The 24,065-nt window shown below is 31.2% G+C and carries 20 protein-coding genes; 9 read left to right on the top strand and 11 right to left on the bottom strand.

Annotated elements, in window-relative coordinates; genetic code table 11:
- Nucleotides 1-193: 193 nt before the first annotated feature.
- Together FGQ49_RS08100 and FGQ49_RS08095 are read right to left on the bottom strand one after the other, a co-directional pair.
- The gene (locus FGQ49_RS08100; RefSeq protein WP_138269363.1) at nucleotides 194-370 is read right to left on the bottom strand and encodes a DUF4250 domain-containing protein; all 177 of its coding nucleotides are present in this window, start codon (nucleotides 368-370) and stop codon (nucleotides 194-196) included.
- Between the two features lies 1 nt (nucleotide 371).
- Complete coding sequence (locus FGQ49_RS08095) at nucleotides 372-1,262, bottom strand: DMT family transporter (RefSeq protein WP_138269362.1); 891 nt, start codon at nucleotides 1,260-1,262, stop codon at nucleotides 372-374.
- A 120-nt stretch (nucleotides 1,263-1,382) separates the two neighbouring features.
- On the opposite strand from FGQ49_RS08095, the gene FGQ49_RS08090 reads away from it, so the two are divergent.
- Nucleotides 1,383-2,066, top strand: a complete 684-nt coding sequence (locus FGQ49_RS08090; RefSeq protein WP_138269361.1) for a metallophosphoesterase family protein — start codon at nucleotides 1,383-1,385, stop codon at nucleotides 2,064-2,066.
- A 57-nt stretch (nucleotides 2,067-2,123) separates the two neighbouring features.
- On the opposite strand, the gene FGQ49_RS08085 is transcribed toward FGQ49_RS08090, so the two are convergent.
- Genes FGQ49_RS08085 through FGQ49_RS08075 form a run of 3 tightly spaced genes read right to left on the bottom strand, consistent with a single transcriptional unit; the run spans nucleotide 2,124 to nucleotide 5,663 of the window.
- A complete protein-coding gene (locus FGQ49_RS08085) occupies nucleotides 2,124-4,004 on the bottom strand; it encodes a PTS fructose transporter subunit IIABC (protein WP_138269360.1) in 1,881 nt (626 codons plus the stop codon).
- 7 nt (nucleotides 4,005-4,011) lie between these two features.
- The gene (gene pfkB / locus FGQ49_RS08080; RefSeq protein ID WP_138269359.1) at nucleotides 4,012-4,914 is read right to left on the bottom strand and encodes a 1-phosphofructokinase; all 903 of its coding nucleotides are present in this window, start codon (nucleotides 4,912-4,914) and stop codon (nucleotides 4,012-4,014) included.
- Nucleotides 4,914-5,663, bottom strand: coding sequence for a DeoR/GlpR family DNA-binding transcription regulator (locus tag FGQ49_RS08075; RefSeq protein ID WP_138269358.1), 750 nt, complete (start codon nucleotides 5,661-5,663; stop codon nucleotides 4,914-4,916). Before FGQ49_RS08075 ends, pfkB begins: the two co-directional genes overlap by 1 nt.
- 338 nt (nucleotides 5,664-6,001) lie before the next feature.
- On the opposite strand from FGQ49_RS08075, the gene FGQ49_RS08070 reads away from it, so the two are divergent.
- The gene (locus FGQ49_RS08070; RefSeq protein WP_138269357.1) at nucleotides 6,002-7,753 is read left to right on the top strand and encodes a 3D domain-containing protein; all 1,752 of its coding nucleotides are present in this window, start codon (nucleotides 6,002-6,004) and stop codon (nucleotides 7,751-7,753) included.
- Nucleotides 7,754-7,776: 23 nt separating this feature from the next.
- Here FGQ49_RS08070 and FGQ49_RS08065 read toward each other — a convergent pair whose 3' ends face one another.
- The 4 genes from FGQ49_RS08065 to FGQ49_RS08050 all read right to left on the bottom strand — a co-directional run bounded on the left by FGQ49_RS08065 (nucleotide 7,777) and on the right by FGQ49_RS08050 (nucleotide 17,104).
- Nucleotides 7,777-8,256, bottom strand: coding sequence for an ACT domain-containing protein (locus FGQ49_RS08065; RefSeq protein ID WP_138269356.1), 480 nt, complete (start codon nucleotides 8,254-8,256; stop codon nucleotides 7,777-7,779).
- Nucleotides 8,257-8,270: 14 nt separating this feature from the next.
- On the bottom strand, nucleotides 8,271-9,512 hold the full coding sequence (locus FGQ49_RS08060) for a homoserine dehydrogenase (protein WP_138269355.1): 1,242 nt from the start codon (nucleotides 9,510-9,512) through the stop codon (nucleotides 8,271-8,273).
- A gap of 82 nt (nucleotides 9,513-9,594) precedes the next feature.
- Nucleotides 9,595-13,260 carry a DNA-directed RNA polymerase subunit beta' gene (rpoC, locus tag FGQ49_RS08055; protein ID WP_138269364.1) on the bottom strand — a complete coding sequence of 1,222 codons (3,666 nt, stop codon included), beginning with the start codon at nucleotides 13,258-13,260 and terminating at the stop codon, nucleotides 9,595-9,597.
- 91 nt (nucleotides 13,261-13,351) lie between these two features.
- Entirely contained in the window at nucleotides 13,352-17,104 is a 3,753-nt protein-coding gene (locus FGQ49_RS08050; protein WP_138269354.1) for a DNA-directed RNA polymerase subunit beta, read from the bottom strand.
- A gap of 404 nt (nucleotides 17,105-17,508) precedes the next feature.
- Here FGQ49_RS08050 and radA point away from each other — a divergent pair, with 404 nt between their 5' ends.
- From radA to FGQ49_RS08015, 7 genes are all read left to right on the top strand, one after another.
- Nucleotides 17,509-18,876: a DNA repair protein RadA gene (radA, locus tag FGQ49_RS08045; RefSeq protein ID WP_207734431.1), complete on the top strand. Its 1,368-nt coding sequence runs from the start codon at nucleotides 17,509-17,511 to the stop codon at nucleotides 18,874-18,876.
- 118 nt (nucleotides 18,877-18,994) lie between these two features.
- Nucleotides 18,995-19,528 carry a biotin transporter BioY gene (locus tag FGQ49_RS08040; RefSeq protein ID WP_138269352.1) on the top strand — a complete coding sequence of 178 codons (534 nt, stop codon included), beginning with the start codon at nucleotides 18,995-18,997 and terminating at the stop codon, nucleotides 19,526-19,528.
- Complete coding sequence (locus FGQ49_RS08035; protein WP_138269351.1) at nucleotides 19,521-19,910, top strand: DUF1284 domain-containing protein; 390 nt, start codon at nucleotides 19,521-19,523, stop codon at nucleotides 19,908-19,910. Before FGQ49_RS08040 ends, FGQ49_RS08035 begins: the two co-directional genes overlap by 8 nt.
- A gap of 186 nt (nucleotides 19,911-20,096) precedes the next feature.
- Nucleotides 20,097-21,209: a PIN/TRAM domain-containing protein gene (locus FGQ49_RS08030; protein ID WP_138269350.1), complete on the top strand. Its 1,113-nt coding sequence runs from the start codon at nucleotides 20,097-20,099 to the stop codon at nucleotides 21,207-21,209.
- A 9-nt stretch (nucleotides 21,210-21,218) separates the two neighbouring features.
- Nucleotides 21,219-22,142 carry a ribonuclease HIII gene (rnhC, locus tag FGQ49_RS08025; RefSeq protein WP_138269349.1) on the top strand — a complete coding sequence of 308 codons (924 nt, stop codon included), beginning with the start codon at nucleotides 21,219-21,221 and terminating at the stop codon, nucleotides 22,140-22,142.
- Nucleotides 22,135-22,719, top strand: coding sequence for a sugar O-acetyltransferase (locus tag FGQ49_RS08020; RefSeq protein WP_138269348.1), 585 nt, complete (start codon nucleotides 22,135-22,137; stop codon nucleotides 22,717-22,719). The genes rnhC and FGQ49_RS08020 overlap by 8 nt, the downstream gene beginning before the upstream one ends.
- Nucleotides 22,720-23,286, top strand: a complete 567-nt coding sequence (locus FGQ49_RS08015) for a sugar O-acetyltransferase (RefSeq protein ID WP_138269347.1) — start codon at nucleotides 22,720-22,722, stop codon at nucleotides 23,284-23,286. It begins immediately after the preceding gene.
- A 23-nt stretch (nucleotides 23,287-23,309) separates the two neighbouring features.
- On the opposite strand, the gene FGQ49_RS08010 is transcribed toward FGQ49_RS08015, so the two are convergent.
- Nucleotides 23,310-23,759 carry a hypothetical protein gene (locus FGQ49_RS08010; RefSeq protein ID WP_138269346.1) on the bottom strand — a complete coding sequence of 150 codons (450 nt, stop codon included), beginning with the start codon at nucleotides 23,757-23,759 and terminating at the stop codon, nucleotides 23,310-23,312.
- A 38-nt stretch (nucleotides 23,760-23,797) separates the two neighbouring features.
- A partial coding sequence (locus FGQ49_RS10390) for a hypothetical protein (protein ID WP_171020644.1) occupies nucleotides 23,798-24,065 on the bottom strand: 268 nt, incomplete at its 5' end.

Genomic DNA, 24,065 nt, shown 5'->3' with positions numbered 1-24,065 from the left:
GATATTATACTAAATATACTAGGAGGATTACTTGGTGTAGTATTTTATAATATATTTACAAAAATATTAAAAAAAGAAACAGCAGATAAAATAATAATAGTCCTTGCTACCATTTTAATGGTTTTTGTAAGTTCCATTTTATTATTACTTAAATTATATAATTAAAAGCCAAACTAAATAGTTTGGCTTTTAATTATTCAAAACAATTTCTTTCTTTATTATATTCATACCCTACACTTGAAAGTTTATTTATTATTTCTTCTTCATCTACTGATAAATCCATACAAAGCTCATGCAAATTTGGATAAAAATCTCTTAATTTTGTATTTATAAAACTTAAAAGTATTATTGGGTCTTTTGGTAAATCCATTTTATTTCTCCTTTAACATTATTTTATTATTGTTATATAAAAACATTATTATTGATGCAATACATATTATTACATATCCAACTACGCTTAACATATCCGGAATTTGTCCTAAAAAAACAAAGGACAAGAACGTAGCAAAAATAATTTGTGAGTAGTCATATATTGAGATTTCTCCCGCAGGTGCATAAGTATATGCTGCCGTTATAAAAAACTGCCCTCCTGAGGCTGCAAGCCCTGTCAATAGTAAAATAAATATTTGATATACACTCATTGGAGTAAATTCAAATATTAAATAAGGAAGAGATACAAGACATGAAAAAGCAGAAAAGAAGAAAACTATAAAAGGTCCTTTAACACCTTGAGTTCCAAGCTTTCTTACATATGTATAAGCAATACCTGCACACATCCCTCCCATTGTACCTATTAAAGCAGGGAAAACAGGCATTCCCGTAAATCCAGGTTTAATTACAAAAAGAGCTCCTACAAATGCAATTAATACACATAATGCTTGAAATGGCTTAATTCTTTCGTTTAAAATAAAATAAGAAAATATTATTACAAAGAAAGGTGAAAGTTTATTAAGCATTGATGCATCACTTACAAGCATATGGTCTATTGCATAGTAATTGCAAAAAATTCCTATGGTTCCAAATGTAGCTCTTAGAACTAAATCTAACCTAGACCCTTTTGGCATTTCAAATTTTATCCCGCTTTTGCGAAGTAAAAATAAAGCTATAAAAAATGCTATAAAATTTCTAAAAAAACTCTTTTGAATGAAAGGCAGATCTCCTGCCATTCTTACAAAAACGTTCATTGCAGCAAAGCAAAAGGAAGATAAAATAATAAACATAACTCCTTTGTTTTTATTAGATAATTTTGATAATATATTCATTAAATATGTCCTTTCCATTAAATACATTTATATCCAATTTGTTATTATAGCATTTATAACAAAAGATAACCATAAATAATTGAAAGGATTTATATATTTACGATTAAATGAGGTATAAATATGATATACGTTACAGGAGACACCCATATTCCCCTTGATATAAAAAAACTGGAAGAAAAGTATTTCCCAGAACAAAGAGATATGACAAAAAATGATTATTTAATAATATGCGGAGACTTTGGGGGAATTTGGGGAAATGGAAGAGGAGATAATTTTTATCTTAACAAACTTGAAAATAAAAATTTTACTACACTATGGGTAGACGGAAATCATGAAAATTTTGATTTACTGAAAAGATATAAAGTTACAAAATGGATGGGAGGCAACGTTCAATTTATAAAACCAAGTATAATCCATTTAATGAGAGGACAAGTTTATACAATAGAAGATAAAAAATTCTTTACTTTTGGAGGCGGAAACTCCATAGATAAATCAATGCGAGAAAATGGCAGAACTTGGTGGGCTGAAGAAATGCCAAATAAAAAAGAATATGAAGAAGGTTTAAAGAATTTAAAGTTACATAATTATAAAATAGACTACATAATAAGCCACACCGCACCTTACTCAATAAATAAAAACATCTTTAAGAAAGGTTTAAAAGACGAATACAAATTAAATAAATATCTTGAAAAAATTGAAAAAACTTGTGAATATAAAAAACATTATTTTGGTCATTTTCATGAAGATATGGATATTGATGATAAACGCATTGCTTTATATAAAAGAATTTTACCGATTTTATAATTAACTTTATTATAATAAAAAAGCTCGGCATATACCGAGCTTTTTTATATTTAGGTTTTATTTATCATGAACAGGTTTTTTTAGTATAGCAAGTAAAGCCATTCCCACAAAAGACCCTATTGCTAACGCAAGTATATAATATAAAGGATTTCCAATTATGGCAATTACCCAGAATCCACCGTGAGGAGCACGAAGTGTACAGTTAAATAACATTGATAAACCGCCTGCAACACCAGCACCAATAGCACATGATGGAATTACTCTAAGTGGATCCGCAGCTGCAAATGGTATAGCACCTTCAGTAATAAATGAAAGTCCCATTACATAGTTTGTAAGAGCAGAACTTCTCTGTTCTTTAGGGAATCTATTTTTAAAGAAAGTTGCACAAAGAGCTATTGCAAGAGGAGGTACCATACCACCAATCATAACTGCCGCCATAATATCATAACTTCCTGTTGTAAGAGATGCTGTACCGAATACATATGCAGCCTTATTGAAAGGACCACCCATATCGATTGACATCATTGCACCAAGAATTACACCTAAAATTACTTTTGAAGATTCACCCATTGCATTTAATCCGTTTGTCATTGCTGTATTTAGTAAAGATACAGGAGGATTTACTACAAAAGTAATGATAGCACCGATTAATAATACACCAAGTAGTGGATAAATAAGTACAGGTTTCATTCCTTCTAAACTATGAGGAAGTTTTGAGAATACTTTTTTAAGGAATATCATCAAATATCCTGCAATAAATCCGGCAAGTAAAGCTCCAAGGAAGCCTGAACCACCAGCATTTGCAAGAGCACCACCAACGAAACCTGTAACAAGTCCAGGTCTATCTGCAATACTCATAGCGATGAAACCTGCTAATATAGGAAGCATAAATCCAAATGCTGTATCACCTATTGTTTTTAAGAATGCTGCAAATGGAGTGTTTGTTCCGAATGTATCAGCACCAAGACTTGCATCATCAAATAAGAATGCAAGAGCAATTAGAATACCACCACCAATAACGAAAGGAAGCATATGAGATACACCATTCATAAGGTGTTTATAAATTTGTCTACCGATACTTTCTTTTTCTTCACTTTCAACTTTTACTTCTCCGCTATGTTCATAAACAGGAGCATTTCCGTTCATAGCATTTGTTAAAAGTTCTTCTGCTTTATTAATTCCGTTTGCAACTTTTGTTTGAATAACTTTTTTACCGTTAAATCTTGCCATTTCAACTTGTTTGTCGGCAGCAACGATAATACATTTTGCATGTTCTATTTCTTCACTTGTAAGTTTATGTTTAACTCCGCCTGAGCCGTTAGTTTCAACTTTTACTTTAATGCCCATTTTTTCGGCTTGTTTTTCAAGTGCTTCAGCAGCCATGTAAGTATGAGCAATACCTGTTGGACAAGCTGTTACGGCAAGTACATCATAGTAACCATCGTTACTTTGAGCTTCTTCTTCAGCTTCTTCTTTGAATTTTTCTTTTTCAGCTTTATCAATCATTGCTAAGAATTCATCTTTATCTTTTGCATTAATTAAACTTTGTCTGAAATTTTCATCCATTAATAATGTAGAAAGTCTGCTTAATACTTCCAAATGAACGTTAGCATCTGTATCAGGTGCTGCAATCATAAAGAATAAATAAGCATCTTGTCCGTCTAAAGACTCAAAGTTTAAGCCGTCTTTTATTACCATTGCACTTAAGCCTGCTTGTTTTACGGCTTTATTTTTTGAGTGAGGAATTGCTACCCCTTCCCCGATTCCTGTTGTTCCTTGCGCTTCTCTTGCAAGAACACCTTTTTTGTATTCTTCTTTGTCTGATATATTGCCTGTTTTATCCATTAAATCAACAAGAAAATCTATTGCTTCTTGTTTATCTTTAACTTCAGGGTTAAGGGCAATACCTTCTTTTTTTAATAAATCAATAATCTTCATTTTCCCTCTAAAGCTCCTTTAATAATTCTTCTACTTTTTCTTTTGTAGCTATTGATTCTGAAAATGCACTTGCACTTCCTGCTGCACTTCCGAATCTTAAAGCTTCCTTATAATCTTTATTTTTTAAATACCCATAAATAAATCCTGCAACCATGGAATCTCCAGCCCCTACGGAATTTACTACCTTTCCTTTTGGAGTATTTGTTTTGATAACTTCATTTTCCTTGGTAACAAGGATTGCGCCGTCTGCAGCCATTGATACAAGCACGTTTTCAGCACCCATTTCTTGAAGTTTCTTTGCATATTCCACAATTTCTTCATCAGAATTTATCTTAACATCAAAGAATTCTGCCAATTCATGATGATTAGGTTTAATTAGAAACGGTTTATATTTTAGTACATTTTTAAGTAAATCCTTTGTTGCATCTACAACTACATGAACATTCTTTTCACTTAGTCTTTTCATAATTTGTTCATATATATCATCATCTATAGATGAAGGAATACTTCCTGCCAAAACCAAGATATCGTTATCTTTTAACGTATCTATTTGATTTAAAAGTTTTTGCAAATCTTCTTTGTCAATATTAGGACCTTTTGCGTTTATTTCGCTTTCAATATTTCCTTTTATTTTTACGTTTATTCTTGTTAAACCTTCTTTTAACTCTATGAAGTTTGTTTTAATATTTCTTTCATTTAATTTATTTACAAGTTCCCTGCCTGTAAATCCTGCAATAAAACCAAGGGCAACATTTTCTTCACCAAGTTCGCTTAACATGGTAGAAACATTTATTCCTTTTCCCCCTGGATTTAAAAATTCATTTTCACATCTGTTTACATTACCGCTTTTGAATTCGTCTATAATCATTACATAATCAAGCGCAGGATTAAATGTAACTGTATATATCATTATTTTGCCTCCATTATTTTTGTTTTTTCCATAAATAATTCATCAACGGAATTAGAAGTAATAATTGTTGCTTTATCTAAACTTGAAAAAGTAATTGGGGCAATTTTATTAAATTTTGAGCTGTCTGTTAAAATAAATGCATCTTTACATTTTTTTATAGCAGCTTCTTTTATAAGCCCTTCACTTTCTTTATATGTTGTATATCCGGCATTTAAATCAATACCGTTTGTTCCAAAAAAGCCTTTTGTAAAGTTGTATTTTTGTATGCTTTTTACAGATTCACTCCCAACTACAGATCCTGTCATTTCTCTTGTTTCACCTGCTAATATAAAAACTTTGTAACCAAGCTTTGATAAATTTAAAGCATGATAAAGACCGTTTGTAACAAACGTAACGTTTTTTGCACTTATGTGCTTAATCATTTCTCCTGTTGAAGTTCCTGCATCAATATATACAAAATCATTTTCTTCAATTAAAGATGCGGCAAATTTACCAACAGTGTCTTTTTCTTCCTTGTTTATGTTTTCCTTTTGACTTATAGGCTCTTCTTCAATAACAAATCTGCTACTTGTTATTTTTGTTGCACCACCATGAACTTTTTTAAGTTTCCCCATTTTATCTAAAGCATTAAAATCTCTTCTTGTTGTTGCATCAGAAGAATTTAATCTTTCAGTAATTTCTTTTACTGTAACAATGCCTTTTTCTTCTAAAATTTCTAAAATTTTTTCATATCTTTTTTCTGTCAGCATATTATCACTTCCTTTTTATAAGCGTATAATATCACCACTTTTGTTTATTGTCAATCATTTTTAATCATTTTTAATCAAAAATAATCAGTAAAATTTTACTTATATTGATAAATATGGTTTTATTTTTTATTTTTTGTTTAGCTACAATATTTATTCATTCAAATATAATTAAATTTTTATAAATAAAAAAATATTTATTTATAAAACCACAAATATATATACCACATAATATAGTGGTGGTAGAATTTACAATCCCCTAAAATGCTTTAAAATTTGACAAAAGCCTACAATTAATGTATATTTGATATACAAAAAATCTTTAGAAGGATTGATTAAATATGAGTAAATTTAAAGATAATTTTTTGGATAAGATTGATAAAATCAAACAACCGAAAAACAAAGTTAAATTGAAAAAAAATAAAATTAAAAATGAATCTTCCTTAGATGACAAATTGACATTAACTTTAGATGATTTAAATTCTGAAAATAACTACAAAGAAAATATTGACCTTGATAAAGATGTTAATTTAGCTTTAGAAGATTTTAACGAAGAAGAATTTATTAATGAAGTTTCAAACACATCTTCAAACTTGGAAAATACAAAAGAAGATATTTTTAATGAAGAAACCTCTATTTTAGAAGACAATCTTCAAACAAAAGAAGAAAACTTTGAAACGGAAGAATTTAATCTTCAAGATTTAAAAAGTACAATTACATCAAATGATAATATTGTTAGTAAAGTTACAAAGGAAGATAAAACTGAAGAAGTATTAAATGAAGATAAAGAAGAACTTAATTTAATACAAGAAAACAGCAAAAATCATAAAGAAGAAATTAACGTAGTACAGGAAAGTAATAATAAAGCCAATGAAAATAATACTACAATAAATTCTGAAGAAACTAATTTAATAAAAGACTCCCTTGAGGAAATAGACGACGATACTTTAAAGGCAAAGAAATTAATTGAAGAAGAGAATATGGATGTCATCGAGGCTTTAGATCATTTAGACAAGCTTGATGAGCAAAAAGATTTTGTTAATGAAAGTAAACACAAAAGAAAAATAAAAGCCTACTTAAACAAAAAACTTATTCCTTTATGCATATGTTTCTTTATTACCGCAATGATAGGTGTAAGCGCAATTCTTATTAGTATGTCGACAATGACTGTTAGTATAATAGTTGATGATGACGATCCGGTTACGGTTAAACAAATCGGTTCTCTTACAACGGCAGATGCTTTAAGCATTGCAAAAATTACCCCTTCAAGCACCGATACAATTTCTAAATCTCTTGATGCAAATTTAAAGGACAATGATGTAATAAAAATCACAACAGCATCAAAAGTTCTTGTAACAGACGGAAGCGAAATTGTTAAAGTAGATACAGGGCTTATAAATGAAAATGCCATTATAGAACAAGCCGGATTTGAAGTATCAGATGGTAAAAAAGTTTCAAGTATTGTGCATGATAACACTTCCGTTTATGCAGTTTTAGATGAAAACCAAAAACTTGTAAACAAAACAGAAAAAGTTAAATATAAAACAATATATAAAGAAGTAGACACTTTGGACGGCGAAGATGAAAAAGTTGTTCAAAAAGGTAAAAATGGTAAAATTAATTACATAAGTGTTGTTACAACAAATTCTAAAGGTGAAGTTGTAAAGACAAAAAATTTAACAAAAACAGTTGAAACAAAAGTTCAAAACAAAATCGTAGAAGTTGCAAAAGATTCCGATGATACCATACTTATAGCTGAAAATGGCGGAAGCGCACCGGTAAAATATAATCAAAAAATTACGGTTGAAGTTACAGCTTACTGTGCATGTGCAAAGTGCTGCGATGTATCTACGGGAATTACAGCAAGTGGAACACGTGCAACAGCAGGAAGAACAATCGCCGCATGGAGCGGATTACCATTTGGAACAAAAGTATACTTCCCTGCTCTTTCAGGTAACTCTAACGGAGGAGTATACGTAGTAGAAGACAGAGGCGGAGCTATAAGTTCAGGTAGAATTGATATTTATTTCGACTCTCACTCAGCCGCTTTGGCATTTGGAAGAAGAACAATGGAAGCATATATACTTCAATAAAAAAAGACCTTTAAGGTCTTTTTTTATTCAACTTCAAATTCTTTATAAATTTGTTTTAAAGCTTCTTTTGCTTTATCTTTTTCTATTACACAAGAAATTTTTACTTCGCTTGTAGAAATCATTTGAATATTTACGCCTTTTTCATATAACGCTTTAAAAACTCTGCTGGCTACTTGAGTACTTGCAACCATACCGGAACCTATAACTGATAATTTTGCAACTCCTTTATCATATAATACTTTTGTAGCACCAACTTCAATTGCGAAATCACTTGTTATTTTAAAGGCTTTTTCAAATTCATCTGTTGGAACCGTAAAAGTAATATCATTTACTTGGCTTCTGTTTACATTTTGAGTAATACTTTCGATTTTAATTCCTTCATTGGCAATATTACTAAATAAATTAAATGCAATACCCGGTTTATCAGGAACTTCCATTACAGATATTTTTGCGATGTCTTCATCAACTGTAATTGCTTTTATAATGCTATCATCTTTTCTCATATTTAATTCTCCTCCTATAATATATCATCGATTATTCTAGCATAAAATACATCTTCAGTAACATGGGATAATCTATCACACAACGTACTCATAAATTCTCCTGTTATTTCTTCCGTAACCAAGAATATTTTTCCGTCTTCATAAGATAGATTAATGTTGTTTATATTTCTATACACTATATCAATAGCTCTTGAAAATTCTGTTTCATTTTCCACGGAAACTCTTAAATAGAATTTATTTTTATATCTTTCTATACCGCAACTGTTATATTTATTTTCAAATTTTAAATGTGTATAATCATGTACAGATTTTGTTAGAACCTTTATTACATCAGCAACAACGGCATTAGCAGTTGCTTCTTTACCGGCACCCCTTCCAAGGAAAGAAAGCTGTCCGATTATATTACCGTTTATATTTATAACGTTATATTCATCATTTACATTACTTGTAACAGAATTCTTACCGATTAATACAGGAGTTACTGTTGCTCCAAATGTATTATCATCATATAATTCGCTTTCAGCCATATATTTAAAAACATATCCCAGTTCATCGGCAGTTTTTATATCAGATAAACTTATGTTTCTTACACTTCTTGTGCATACATCATCGTTGTCTATATATGCACCGTAACATAAAGATGAAAGAATAGTAAGTTTTCTCGAAATATCAAAACCGTCAACATCAGCTGTCGGATCTGCTTCGGCAAACCCCATATCTTGAGCTATTTTTAATACTTCATCAAAGTCCATTTCATCTTTTGTCATTTTAGATAAAATAAAATTTGTTGTTCCGTTTAATATACCTTGAACTTTGTTTATTTTATTTATTTTTATTGTATCTATTATAGATTCAATAATAGGGATTCCTCCGCCTACACTTGCTTCAAAAAGCAATGTAACTCCGTTTTCTTTTGAAAGATTTAGAAGTTCTTCCATGTGTTTTGATATAATTTCTTTATTTGCGGTAACAACATCTTTTTTCTTCATTAAAGCTTTTTTAATTGCAGGATATTCTTGTTCATAACTACCCATAACCGCAACTATTAAAGATATTTCATCATCTTCTAAAATATCATCCGGATTACTTGTCAAAAGCTCGCTTGGAATACCTTCTCTTTCTTTAGATGTATCTCTGACTAAAATCTTTTTAATTGTATAGTCGTCTTGTTCGAAGAAGTTCCCTTTTTTTTCATTGATTATTTCATATACCCCGGTTCCAACGGTTCCGCATCCTAACAATCCTATTTTAGACATTACTTTTACTCCTCTTCTTAACTGCTTTTATATATGTACTAAAATCTACGGCTTATTAAAAGCCGTAGATTTTAATTATTTTTTATATTGTATCATTGTTATCTAAATCAAAATCTGAAGTAACATTAGCATCAAAATCATCATCTTCATCAATGCTGTGAATTGTTAAATCTTCACCGCCTGTAGTTAAGTCATTATCAGAATCTTCATTTAATTCATTTAATATATCTTTTAACAAATCATCATCATCATCTTTATTTTTAACAAGCTCAAGTTCATATTTTTTAATACCTGTACCTGCAGGAATTAATTTACCAAGGATAATATTTTCTTTAAGTCCAAGTAACGGATCCACTTTTCCTTGAATAGCTGCATCTGTAAGAACTTTTGTTGTTTCTTGGAATGACGCTGCAGATAAGAATGATGAAGTAGAAAGTGATGCTTTTGTAATACCAAGAAGTTTTCTTCTTCCTGTTGCTTCTCGTTTTCCTTCTTCTCTTGCTTTTTCATTTGCAGAGTCAAATTCAAATAAGTCAACGCTTGTACCAGGAAGTAATTCTGTTTCTCCTGCATCTTCAACTTCATATTTTCTAAGCATTTGTCTTATTATGATTTCAACGTGCTTATCTGAAATATGAACCCCTTGATATCTATATACTTTTTGTACTTCTGTTAAAATATATTTTTGTACTCCGTCAATTCCTTTGATTCTTAATAAGTCTTCAGGGTAAATACTACCTTCTGTAATTTCATCACCGGCTTCTATTTTATCCCCTTGTCTTACTTTAACTCTTGCACCATATGGAATATCATATTCGAATACTTCTCCGTTATCGTTATTCATAACGATAACTTTGCTGTGTCCGTCTTCTTCGGTAATTTCGATAACACCGTCAATATCAGAAATGATAGCTTGACCTTTTGGTCTTCTTGCTTCAAATAATTCTTCGATTCTTGGAAGACCTTGAGTAATATCTTCAGCTGAAGCAACCCCACCTGTATGGAATGTACGCATTGTAAGCTGTGTACCAGGCTCCCCGATAGATTGCGCTGCGATTGTACCAACAGCTTCACCTATACTTACAGGTTTCATGCTTGTTAAATCAACCCCGTAACATTTAGCACAAACACCTATTTTACTTCTACAGTTAAATACCGCTCTGATATTTACTTTTTCAATACCACAATCAACGATTTCTTTTGCTTTTGTTGCTGTAATAAGTTCATTTTTAGCAACAATAACTTCTCCCGTATTTGGATTTACAACATCGTCGAAAGCATATCTTCCTGTTATTCTTTCTTCTAATTCTTCGATTATATCATTACCTACTTTAATAGCAGTAACTTCATAACCATGTTTTGTTCCACAGTCTTCTTCTTTAATTATTTGATCTTGACTTACATCAACAAGTCTTCTTGTCAAATAACCAGAGTCGGCTGTTCTAAGAGCCGTATCCGCAAGACCTTTTCTCGCACCATGAGAAGAGATAAAGAATTCAAGTACGTCAAGACCTTCACGGAAGTTTGAACGTATAGGAAGTTCGATGATATCCCCGTTAGGAGATGCCATAAGACCTCTCATTCCGGCAAGCTGTCTGATTTGGTTTCTACTACCTCTGGCACCTGAGTCAGCCATCATGTTGATTGGGTTGAATGGGTCAAGGTTATCAAGTAACGCATTTGTTACAAGGTTTGTAGTTTCATTCCAAATATCAATAACTTCTCTTTTTCTTTCGGCTTCGGTAATCATACCTCTCTTATACTGTTTAAGAACTTTTTCTACTTTTTCGTCAGCTTGTTCAAGAAGTTCATGTTTAACTTCAGGAACTTCCATATCAGAAATACTTACTGTTACGGCAGCTTTTGTAGAATAAGTGAAACCTATTTTCTTAATGTCATCAAGAACCATTGATGTTTTTGCAGCACCATGTCTTGTGAAACATTTATATACTATTTCAGATAAAACTTTTTTATCTACTACTTTATCAATTTCAAGTTTAAACATATCTGCCGGAGTTTGTCTTGTAACAAATCCTAAATCTTGAGGAATAATTTGGTTAAACAAGAATCTACCAACAGTTGATTCAACTACTTTAACATGTTCTTTTCCATCAATTACTTTTTTCATTCTTACTTTAACAGGAGCGTGAATTTCAACTTCCTTATTATAGTAAGCCATTTCAAGTTCTGCAATTGAAGCAAAAGCTTTTCCTGCACCTTTTTGATTATCTTGAGGAATTGTTAAGTAATATGAACCAAGAATCATATCCTGTGTAGGTGAAACAACAGGAGAACCATCTTGAGGTTTTAAGATATTGTAAGCAGCAAGCATTAAGAATCTTGCTTCAGCTTGAGCTTCAACACTTAAAGGAACGTGAACAGCCATTTGGTCCCCATCGAAGTCAGCATTGAAAGCTGTACAAACAAGAGGATGAAGTTTTATGGCTCTACCTTCAACCAAAATTGGTTCAAATGCTTGAATACCAAGTCTATGAAGTGTAGGGGCACGGTTTAGTAAAACCGGATGATCCTTAATTACATCATCAAGAACATCCCAAACTTCAGGGCTTTGTCTTTCAACCATTCTCTTAGCTGATTTAATATTTAAAGAATGTTTTCTCTTTACAAGTTCTCTCATTATAAATGGTTTGAATAATTCAATTGCCATTTCTTTTGGAAGACCACATTGATACATCTTAAGTTCAGGTCCTACTACGATAACAGAACGTCCAGAGTAGTCAACCCTCTTACCAAGTAAGTTTTGTCTAAATCTACCTTGTTTACCCTTAAGCATATCAGAAAGAGAACGAAGTGGTCTGTTTCCAGGTCCTGTTACAGGTCTGCCTCTTCTGCCGTTATCAATTAATGCATCAACAGCTTCTTGAAGCATTCTCTTTTCATTTTGAACGATAATGTCAGGAGCATTAAGTTCAAGAAGTCTTTTAAGTCTGTTATTTCTGTTTATAACTCTTCTGTATAAGTCGTTTAAGTCACTTGTAGCATATCTTCCGCCGTCAAGCATAACCATAGGTCTAAGTTCAGGAGGAATAACAGGAATAACTTCAAGTACCATATCTCTAGGGTCGTTGTCTGAGTTTTTAAAGTCTTCAACGATTTTTAATTTCTTAATTGCTTTGCTTCTTTTTTGTCTTGTTGTTTCTGTTGCGATTATTTGTTTTAATTCTTTGCTTTCTTTTTCAAGATCCACTTGTCCCAGTAAATCTTGAATTGCTTCTGCACCAATTTTTGCAGTAAATTCGTTTCCGTATATTTCTCTGTATTCTTTATATTCAGTTTCAGTTAAAACTGTTTTTTCATCTAAAGGAGTATTACCCGGATCTGTTACTACATAAGCAGCAAAATAAATAATTCTTTCAAGTTCTTTTGGTGACATTTCAAGAAGTAAACCAATTCTACTTGGAATACCTTTGAAATACCAAATGTGAGTTACAGGGGCAGCTAATGCTATATGCCCCATTCTTTCTCTTCTTACTTTTGATTTTGTAAGTTCAACACCACATCTGTCACAAATAACGCCTTTATATCTTATTTGTTTATATTTACCACAATAACATTCATAATCTTTTGTAGGTCCGAAAATCTTTTCGCAGAAAAGTCCGTCTTTTTCAGGTTTTGATGTTCTGTAGTTGATAGTTTCAGGTTTTTTTACTTCACCATATGACCATTCAAGAATTTTTTCTTTTGATGCTAAACCAATTTGAATTGATTTAAAATCAATTTCGCCCATATTTGTATTTTCTTTTTTATCTATATTTACATCATTAAATTCTTTCAAGGAATGTACCTCCATTTATATTTTCCTAAAGTAACCTTAAATTTTATAGAAATTCTTCATCTTCGGCATCATCACCGTCAGAACTTAAAATATTACTTTCAAGGAAATCCAAATCTTCACTTCTTATTTCAGAATTATCTGAAATAAGATCTTCACCTTCGTCATCATCAAATACAATTTCATCATCTAAAACTTCCATATCATCAAGTTCGCTTACAGGTTTATCTGCATTTTCTTCTACTTGATCTAAATCTTCAACAACATCACCGTTTGCATCATCTCTGATGTCAATGATTTCGTTTCTTTCTCCAAGAACATTTACATCTAAGCACAAGCTTTGGAACTCTTTAATAAGAACTTTGAATGATTCAGGAACACCTGCTCTTGGGATGTTTTCACCCTTGATAATAGCTTCATATGTTTTAACCCTACCTGAAACGTCATCACTCTTAACAGTTAAAATTTCTTGTAATGTATGAGCAGCACCGTAAGCTTCAAGAGCCCAAACTTCCATTTCACCAAATCTTTGTCCACCCATTTGAGCTTTACCGCCAAGTGGTTGTTGTGTTACAAGTGAGTAAGGACCTGTTGCTCTGGCGTGCATCTTTTCATCAACGATATGATGTAATCTTAACATATACATGTAACCAACGGTTACTTTGTTATCAAAAGGTTCCCCTGTTCTTCCGTCATAAAGTTGAACTTTTCCGTCTGGAGAACATCCAACTTGTTCAAGAAGTTCCATAATATCTTCTTCTTTTGCACCGTCAAATACAGGAGTTGCAATATCCCATCCAAGCTCTTTACAAGCTCTTCCAAGATGAACTTCAAGTACCTGCCCAATGTTCATACGAGAAGGTACCCCCATTGGAGATAGAAGTATTTCAAGTGGTGTACCGTCTGGTAAGAATGGCATATCTTCTTCAGGAACAACCCTACTGATTACCCCTTTGTTACCATGACGTCCCGCCATTTTATCCCCTACTTGGATTTTTCTCTTAATTGCAATGTAAACTCTTACAAGTTTATTTACGTTAGGTTTTAGTTCATCACCGTTTTCTTTTGTATAAACTTTAACGTCGATTACTACACCTTTTTCCCCGTGAGGAACTTTTAGTGAAGTATCTCTTACTTCTCTGGCTTTTTCACCAAAAATTGCACGAAGAAGTTTTTCTTCTGCTGTTGGGTCGCTTTCTCCTTTTGGAGTAACTTTACCAACTAAAATATCATCTGATTTAACTTCGGCACCGATTCTTATAACCCCTCTTTCATCAAGGTTTTTAAGAGCTTCTTCGCCTACATTTGGAATATCTCTTGTTATTTCTTCACTTCCAAGTTTTGTTTCTTTTGCTTCACAGTCAAATTCTTCAATATGGATTGAAGTAAGAGCATCTTCCTTAACAAGTTTTTCATTTATTATGATAGCATCTTCGTAGTTATAACCTTCCCATGTCATAAATCCGATAAGAATGTTTCTACCAAGAGCTAAATCTCCATTTTCAGTTGATGGACCATCGGCAATAACTTCACCTTTTTCAACTCTGTCCCCAAGTTTAACAATAGGGATTTGATTTATACATGTATTTTGGTTAGTTCTTTTATATTTAAGTAATTTATATTTTACGTTTTGTTTTGTTTCGTCATCAGTAATGATGATTTCGGTAGCAGTAACTCTTTTTACAACACCGCTAACTTCACTTACTACACATACCCCGCTGTCTTTTGCGGCTCTGTGTTCCATACCTGTTCCAACCATTGGCGCTTGAGGTTTTAATAAAGGTACTGCCTGACGTTGCATGTTGGCACCCATTAAGGCTCTGTTGGCATCGTCATTTTCAAGGAAAGGAATCATACTTGTAGCAACAGAAACGATTTGTTTTGGAGAAATATCCATATAATCAACTTTTTCTTTTTCTACTGTTACGAAATCCCTTTCAACGCCTGCTCTACCTGTTACTTTCTTATGTTCAAAAGTACCATCTTCAAGTAAAGGTTCGTTAGCTTGAGCTATTGTGTATTTACCTTCTTCATCAGCAGGAATATATTCAATATCACCAACAACTCTACCATTTATAACTTTTCTGTATGGAGTTTCGATAAATCCATATTTATTAACTCTTGAATATGTTGCAAGAGAACCGATAAGACCGATGTTTGGACCTTCAGGAGTTTCAATAGGACAAACTCTTCCGTAGTGAGAATGATGAACGTCCCTAACTTCGAATCCGGCTCTATCTCTTGATAAACCGCCAGGACCAAGTGCAGAATATCTTCTCTTATGAGTAAGTTCTCCAAGAGGGTTTGTTTGGTCCATAAATTGTGAAAGCTGAGAAGAACCAAAGAATTCTTTTAACGCAGCATTTACTGGTTTTACGTTAACAAGGCTTGATGGGGTTACTTCTTCAGGGTCAAAAGAAATCATTCTTTCTTTAACTGTTCTTTCAAGTCTTGATAAACCAATTCTAAATTGATTTTGTAATAATTCACCTACTGAACGAATTCTTCTGTTACCTAAGTGGTCAATATCGTCTAATGTTCCAATACCATGGTCAAGACCTAAGTTATAACTGATTGAAGCATAAATATCTTCAACAGTGATATGTTTTGGTAAAAGTTCATTCTTTCTAAGTTTAATTTGTTCTTTCTTTTCTTCGTTTGAAATATCTTGTTCAAGTATTTCATTTAAGACTTTTAAGTTTACTCTTTCGTCAATACCCAAATCGCTTACATCAAAAGGTAAACCATATTTATTTATGTCAACAGTACCGTTACCGATAATTTTAAATCCTTTATCATCGCTAACTTTTACTTCAACTGTGTTAATACCGCAGTTTTGGATATCCCATGCAGTTTGTTCGTCTATAATTTCATCTTTGTTTACAAGTATTTCACCTGTCATAGGATTAACTATGTCTTTGAATGCATATTGTCCAGTAATTCTTGTGGCAAGAGCTAATTTTTTATTTAGCTTAAATCTACCAACCATCATTAAGTCGTATCTTCTTTGATCAAAGAACATCGGAATGAACAGACCTTTTGCTGAGTCTACACTTTCAGGTTCGCCAGGTCTTAATTTTTTGTATATTTCAATAAGACCTTCTTCCACATTTGTAGAAGTATCCTTTTCAAATGTAGTCATAAGTCTTTTTTCTTCACCGAAATAATTTATTATTTCTTCATTGCTTCCAAGACCAAGAGCTCTAATAAGAACAGTGATAGGAACTTTCTTTGTTCTGTCTACTCTTGCATATAAGCAATCACTTGCATCTGTTTCATACTCTAACCAAGCACCTCTGTTAGGTATGATTTGACCATTATATAATTCTTTACCATACTTATCTCTTTCAATTGAGAAATATGCTCCAGGGGAACGGATAAGTTGGCTTACGATAACTCTTTCGGCACCATTTATAATAAATGTACCTGTTTTTGTCATAAGAGGGAAATCTGCCATGAATACATGCTGTTCTCTTACGTCTTTAATTTCACCGTCTTCTTTAACAACTAATCTTACTTTAACTTTCAAAGAAGCAGAGTAATTTGTTTTTCTTTCTTTACATTCTTCAACATCATATTTTGGATCGTCATCTAAAATATAATCTACAAACTCAAGTATTAAATTTTCACTTGGATCTGTAATTGGAAAGACATCTAAAAATGCTTCTCTTAAACCTTCTTCTATAAACCATTTATAAGAATCGGTTTGAATAGAAATAAGGTTTGGCATTTCCATTACATCTTTGATTTTAGAAAAACTCATTCTTTCTCTTCTACCAATTTTCTCTGGATGAATCACTGTACCACTCTCCTTATTTTTAAACATGAAAAACACAGCAAAATTATCTTATTTTCAAATAAAAGATTTAATCAATTTGCTGTTATTTCCTCCGTCCTAAACTGCATAAAATCAACACAAATTTTAGGCTTGTTTTGTATTTTCAGTAATTTAATATTTTAGCAAAAGAGTATATATAAGTCAAGGGCAAGCACAAAAAATTATTAAATATTTTCCAATTTTTACCCTTTTTTACAGCTCTTTTCTGCCAAATTATCTTTTTTTCATTTTATCACAAATAATACTTCTTTGTTACTATTAATTTTATTTTTTAAATATAATATTTTAGTAACCAAATATTTATGAAAACTTAGAGGCATTATGTTATAATTTTATACAAATATTTAAGTAAAGAGGATAGAAATTTGGCTAAAGATAAAAAAATTTTTGTATGCAGCGAATGTGGATATGAAAGTGCTAAATACTGGGGAAAGTGTCCTGACTGCGGAGCATGGAACACATTCAGCGAATTTTCAAAAAAAGAACTTGAAATAGTAAACCATAAACAAAATATATTCACACCCAAAATTACAAACTTAAATGATATTGACACAAATGAAGAAATACGTTTTTCTACAAAAATATCAGAACTGGATAGAGTACTTGGAGGAGGGATAGTTCCTTCAAGCATAGTTCTTGTAGGAGGGCAACCGGGAATAGGGAAATCTACCCTTCTTATGCAGAGTGCATATAATGTATCCCTTGAAGACAAAAAAGTTCTTTATGCTTCAAGCGAAGAAAGCTTAACCCAGTTAAAATTAAGACTTGACAGACTGGGGCTTAAAGGAGGGAACATTCTTGTTCTTTCCAATACGAATATAGAGCAGATAATTGAAAGCGCAAAAGAAAACAAAATAGACTTACTTATAATAGATTCCATACAGACAGTAAAAAGCGAAAACATACCAAGTGCACCGGGAACAATAACACAAGTTAGAGAATGTACAAACACATTAATGAATTTTGCAAAAGCTACAAATACAAGCATATTTCTTGTAGGACATATTACAAAACAAGGAACAATAGCAGGGCCTAAGACAATAGAACATATGGTAGATACTGTAATGTATTTTGAAAATGAAGCAAACAGCGACCTTAGAATATTAAGACTTAGCAAAAACAGATTTGGTTCAAGCGAGGAAATAGGCGTATTTGAGATGACAAGTAAAGGTCTTGAGTGTGTGAATAACCCTTCAAAATTATTATTAAGTCAGATGGAAAGCAGAAGTTACGGAAGTGTGATTTGCGCATTAATGGAAGGAAACAGGAGCATGTTAGTAGAAATACAAGCACTTGCAATGCAGTCCTCTTTTCAAGTTCCAAGAAGAGTTTCAACCGGCTTTGATTACAGTAGGTTTGTACTTATTTTGGCTGTAATAGAAAAAATGACAAACGTAAAACTTTTTCAAACAGATGTTTACTTAAATATTGTAGGAGGCATAAAAGTAAAAGAAACCGCAAGTGACTTGGCAGTTGCCTGTGCGGTAATATCATCAATATTAAAAAAAGAAATCCCAAAAGACACAATAATAATCGGAGAAGTTGGGCTTTGCGGAGAAATAAGGAACGTAAATAATATTTATAAAAGAATAAAGGATGCAAGATCCATGGGATTTACGAAGGCGATTATTCCCAAATACACTTCGGAAAATGAGCAGATAGAAACTCTTGGAATGGAAATAATAAAAGTAAGCAGTTTAAAACAAACTATTTTCCATTTATTCAATAAATAGAAGAAAGTGTCAACCTATATATAAATATTAGTTGACACTTTCTTTTTTTGTATATTATTATAAATTTGCCTTCATAAATAAGGCATAAATAATATTAGCAAAAGGAGAATATACTATTATGAAGACAAAAGATTTGGTTTTGGCAGCACTGTGTTCTGTATTTATTGCAATTTCAGCTTGGATATCAATACCAACGTCCATACCTTTTACCATGCAGACATTTGCCATATATTTTATACTTTTTATTCTTGGAGCAAAAATGTGCATAGTCGCAGTCGGAGTATACATAATGCTTGGAATTATAGGCATTCCTGTGTTTTCAGGATTCACTGCCGGAATAGGAATACTGATGGGAAATACAGGTGGGTATATAATAGGATTTCTTATTATTCCAATTTTCATGATGCTAACCGAGAAACTATACAATAAAAATACAATACTATTAATATTATTTTCATTTATCTCTTTAATAATATGTTATGCTCTTGGAACATTATGGTTTTATTTCTTATATACATCTAATACAGGAGCAATAACCATACCGGCTATACTTGCAATGTGCGTTGTCCCCTTTGTTATTCCTGATATTATTAAAATTGCTCTTGCTTACGGTGTAAGTAAAATTATAAAACCGAGGATAAAAAATGATTAATTTACGTCCCCACCATTTACTTTGTATCCTTTTCTTTGAAGGAAAAGGATACAATAAAGAGTTTACTCTAAACATGCAAAATATAATTAATAATTTATCTCATAATACTAAAATCAAACTAACACTCTGCACTGATAAAATTTGCAAAAAATGTCCAAACAACAAAAATAATATTTGCTTAGATAACAAAAAAGTTTCAATTTTCGACAAAAAAGTACTATCCTTATGTGAGATAAATAATATAGAATATGAATTTGATTATAAAGATTTAAAAGAGAAAGTGCTAAACAAAATAATATTTCCCGGGAAAAGGAAAGATATATGTGGTTTATGCGTATGGAATGAAATCTGTGAAAACAAACATTACATAAAAAACACATAAATATTACTCTTTTATTTGTTTTTTTATATATAAACTTTCTTTTACTTACAAAATCACATTCTTTTTTTATATTTTTAAGATAACTTTAAGAAAATTCATATTTACTTTTACATATATTTCTTATACAATTATATTAAGGTATTGTACCTTGTGATATTTTAAAATTTAATAAGGAGGTGACAACAAATGAAAAAAGCATTATATGCCATTATTTTTGTTCTTGGTGCAATTGTAGGTTCACAACTTGCTAATTGGATTATTAACGGCGGACATTTGTATCAAAAACTTGGAATTAACATAACCTCTGCATTTGGGAAAGGTATGATTTATGTTTTTGCAGCTATTTTATTCGGTTTTATATTTATTATTTTTATTCCTTTTTTCGCAAAACTATTTAAACGTATCTTTGACCAAGTAAGTATAGAACTTAACAATACTACACTTACACAAATAGGTATGTTAATCGGTTCATTGATTTTGGCCCTTATACTTGCTGCGCTTTTATCTCTTCCATTTCAAAACATGGGGCTTCCGGGATGGATTGCAAGTCTTATAACTATAATTATATATGCGATATGTATATATGTATTTATTTCAATAGCTACATACAAAGCTCCGGATGTAGAGAAGTTCTTTAAAGGACTTAATCCTTTCTTGAATGAAAATGCCAGAACAAAACAAAGCAAAAAACATCCAAAAGTTCCAATAGGAGTAGCCAAAATTTTAGATACAAGCGTAATAATTGACGGAAGAATTTTGGATATTCTAAAAACAGGCTTTATAGACGGTCCGATAATACTTCCAAACTTTGTATTGTATGAACTACAACAAATTGCCGATTCAGCAGATAGCGTAAAAAGAAGCAGAGGAAGAAGAGGTCTTGATATTCTTAATCAGATACAAAAAGAACTTCCAATAGAAGTCGTAAATCTTGATAAAGATTACCCTGATATAAGCGAAGTTGATACAAAGTTATTAAAACTTGCCATTGATATAGATGCAAAAGTAGTAACAAATGATTACAACTTAAATAAAATCGCAGAATTCCAAGGTGTTGAAGTTTTAAACACCAATGAACTTTCAAATGCAGTAAAAACTGTCGTTTTACCTGGAGAAGAACTTTATGTAAGAGTAATCAAAGAAGGAAAAGAAAATTCTCAAGGCATTGCTTATTTGGAAGACGGAACAATGATAGTGGTAGAAGAAGGAAGAAACAGAATAGGTGAAGAAATTCATACTGTTGTAACAAGTGTACTTCAAACAGCCGCAGGAAGAATGATTTTCGTAAAACCCATATAGGGAGGCATAATGAACAAGACACCTAAAGATTTATACCTTTTAATAAAAGAAATATTAAAAGAAGATAATGTATCTGAAGAAAAAAAGATTGCTTATGGAATACAATTTAGAATAAATGAAAATATTATAAGAATTTATTCCAGTAAAAAAAAGGGAATTACTTTAGATACATCTCAAAGCAAAGATGAACAACTAAATATTACACTAAACAATATATACGAGCAATTTAAGGGGAACAATACCAGTTCCCCTAATTTTAATGTGACAAATATAAAAACTCCATATCCAATACTTGCTCCACCTTTAACAGGAAGCGACGAAGTTGGGAAAGGAGATTTCTATGCACCAATTATTGTAGGAAGTATTTACTTAAATGAAAATCAATACAATATTTTAAAAGAACTTGGAGTAAAAGACTCGAAAGATTTAAGTGATATTCAAATAACAAAACTGGCAAAAGAAATAAAACAAGTCACAAGTAATTATTCCATTTTAAGAATTAAACAAAATAAATATAACGAATTATATTCAAAAATAGGAAATATAAATGCTATACTTGCATGGGCTCATGTAACAAACATAAAAAACGTATATAAAAAACATCCTTTTGAAAAACTTTTAGTTGATAAATTCGGGAGAGAAGAACAAATAAAAGCAGGCCTAAAAGAACTTAATTTGAAAGAAATTATTTTTAAACCAAAAGCAGAGCAGAATATTGCTGTTGCTGCTGCCAGTATTCTAGCAAGAGATGCTTTAATAAAAAGTACTGAAAATATGAATAAGCACTACAACTTTGAGTTTCCCCTTGGGGCTAACATGATAGTTATAGAAAAAGGAAAGGAATTTATAAACAAATACGGGAAAGAAGAATTAAAAAATGTATGTAAAATGCATTTTAAAACTTCTATGGAAATTTTAAATAACAATGGATAAAGAAATTAATATTAATTTAACAAATGAAGAAAGAATGCTTCAAGGTTATGATTACAAACCATCAAATGACCTAATAGAGAAAATAATAAAAAACAAAGCTTTAGTTGAAGAATATAATCTTACTTCCCTAAAAAATATGAATAAAAGAATAGAACTTTTAAATAAAATATTAGGGTTTAAGGGAGAAAATGTATTTATTTATTCACCTTTCAATTGTGACTATGGAAAACACATATCTATTGATGAAGGGACTTTTATAAATCACAATTGTGTTATTTTAGATGAAGCAAAAGTCATAATAGGAAAAAATGTAAGAATTGCTCCTAATGTTGGAATATACACTGTAAATCACGTAAAAGAGCCTATAAAAAGAAAAGAAGGTTATGAATTTGCTAAGACAATAACTATTGAAGATAACGTTTGGATTGGAGGGAACAGTGCAGTACTGCCTGGTGTTACCATAGGAGAAAATTCCATAATTGGAGCAGGAAGTGTTGTCAACAAAGATATTCCAAGAAATGTTATTGCAGCAGGGAATCCATGTAAAGTCATAAAAAATTTAACAGAGGACAAATAGATGAGTGGAAACGTAAGTGAATACGAAAAAATGATTATAGGAGAAGAATATATAGAAGATTCATCTCTTTTTCAAATGTTACTTGAAAATAAAAAACTTATGGATGAATACAATAGATGTAACACAGTTGACATTGATAAAAGAAAAGAAATATTAAAAAAACTTTTTGGAGAAATAGACAAAAGCGTTGATATACTTCCTCCTTTCACTTGTGATTATGGCAACCATATAAAAATCGGAAAACATTCCTTTATAAACCATAACTGCACAATTCTGGCACAGGCAAAAGTAAACATAGGAAACTATGTAAGAATTGCTCCAAATGTTTCCATATATACCGTAGGTCATAACGAGCATCCTGAAAAAAGAAAAGCTGGATATTGTTATGCAAAGGAAGTAAATATAGAAGATAATGTATGGATAGGAGGAAATGTTATAATTCTTCCTGGTGTAACAATTGGAGAAAATTCTATAATTGGAGCAGGAAGCGTTGTTAATAAAGATATCCCAAGTGATGTTATTGCCGGTGGAAATCCATGCAAAATAATTAGAGAAATAAAAAAATAAAAGCGGTTATATACCGCTTTTTTCTATACTTGTAATATAGTCTGCTGCGCTTTAAAACTTCTTAATATATTTTCTGGAATATTTCTTTTATCAATTTTATTCCAGTTACAGCATACAAAATTTTTTATATCCATATCTTCATAGTAAATATCGGGGCTAGTTTCAAACCATGTTTTTGTAACGATGCATAAATAATACACATTATTTTCTTTGTCTTTAGTCCAAATCATATCTCCAGCATTGATTTTACTTAATATTTTTAAGGAGTTAAATGGTTTATTTGTGTATTTAGAATTGTCACATACTTCTTTCAAAATTGTTTCATCTTTATAATCTTTATGTACCTTTATATCTTCCCAACCTACACCTATTATGCCTTTCTCTTTACAAAATTTTATAACATCATCTTGTCCAAGGTTACAATTAAAGTCTGGATTTAAATGCATTCTATACACTTTGGTTTTATTATTCATATTTTTCCTCCAAAACACTTTTATAATTAAAAATAAAATTATTGAACAAATCTAAATAAATACGTTCCTGTAAACATTTGACCATTGTAATAATCCGTAAGTTCTAAATACTTTTCTCCATTTTCTATATAAATATAATAATAATATTTTACAGGTTCACTTGTAAGAGTATATTCTCTATCTTTTAATGTTAATACTCCTTTATTTTTTACCATACCGCTACATTTATATGATGACTCATAATATTTTTCATCTTCTATAGTATAATAATCATTATTTTTATAATTATACGTTACATTACGATTA

The organism is Anaerofustis stercorihominis, assembly GCF_005844425.1.
GTDB classification, from domain to species: Bacteria; Bacillota; Clostridia; order Eubacteriales; family Anaerofustaceae; genus Anaerofustis; species Anaerofustis butyriciformans.
This window is presented reverse-complemented; position numbering and strand designations above follow the sequence as displayed.

Bases quoted from the DNA above. Each gene is read 5' to 3' on its own strand.
- FGQ49_RS08065 (WP_138269356.1), bottom strand. From the start codon at position 8,256: ATGAGAAAAGATGATAGCATTATAAAAGCAATTACAGTTGATGAAGAC.
- FGQ49_RS08060 (WP_138269355.1), bottom strand. From the start codon at position 9,512: ATGTCTAAAATAGGATTGTTAGGATGCGGAACCGTTGGAACCGGGGTA.
- FGQ49_RS08020 (WP_138269348.1), top strand. From the start codon at position 22,135: ATGGATAAAGAAATTAATATTAATTTAACAAATGAAGAAAGAATGCTT.
- FGQ49_RS08035 (WP_138269351.1), top strand. From the start codon at position 19,521: ATGATTAATTTACGTCCCCACCATTTACTTTGTATCCTTTTCTTTGAA.
- FGQ49_RS08090 (WP_138269361.1), top strand. From the start codon at position 1,383: ATGATATACGTTACAGGAGACACCCATATTCCCCTTGATATAAAAAAA.
- FGQ49_RS08070 (WP_138269357.1), top strand. From the start codon at position 6,002: ATGAGTAAATTTAAAGATAATTTTTTGGATAAGATTGATAAAATCAAA.
- FGQ49_RS08095 (WP_138269362.1), bottom strand. From the start codon at position 1,262: ATGAATATATTATCAAAATTATCTAATAAAAACAAAGGAGTTATGTTT.
- FGQ49_RS08010 (WP_138269346.1), bottom strand. From the start codon at position 23,759: ATGAATAATAAAACCAAAGTGTATAGAATGCATTTAAATCCAGACTTT.
- rpoC (WP_138269364.1), bottom strand. From the start codon at position 13,260: ATGGGCGAAATTGATTTTAAATCAATTCAAATTGGTTTAGCATCAAAA.
- pfkB (WP_138269359.1), bottom strand. From the start codon at position 4,914: ATGATATATACAGTTACATTTAATCCTGCGCTTGATTATGTAATGATT.
- FGQ49_RS08100 (WP_138269363.1), bottom strand. From the start codon at position 370: ATGGATTTACCAAAAGACCCAATAATACTTTTAAGTTTTATAAATACA.
- FGQ49_RS08040 (WP_138269352.1), top strand. From the start codon at position 18,995: ATGAAGACAAAAGATTTGGTTTTGGCAGCACTGTGTTCTGTATTTATT.
- FGQ49_RS08075 (WP_138269358.1), bottom strand. From the start codon at position 5,663: ATGCTGACAGAAAAAAGATATGAAAAAATTTTAGAAATTTTAGAAGAA.
- rnhC (WP_138269349.1), top strand. From the start codon at position 21,219: ATGAACAAGACACCTAAAGATTTATACCTTTTAATAAAAGAAATATTA.
- FGQ49_RS08015 (WP_138269347.1), top strand. From the start codon at position 22,720: ATGAGTGGAAACGTAAGTGAATACGAAAAAATGATTATAGGAGAAGAA.
- FGQ49_RS08085 (WP_138269360.1), bottom strand. From the start codon at position 4,004: ATGAAGATTATTGATTTATTAAAAAAAGAAGGTATTGCCCTTAACCCT.
- FGQ49_RS08030 (WP_138269350.1), top strand. From the start codon at position 20,097: ATGAAAAAAGCATTATATGCCATTATTTTTGTTCTTGGTGCAATTGTA.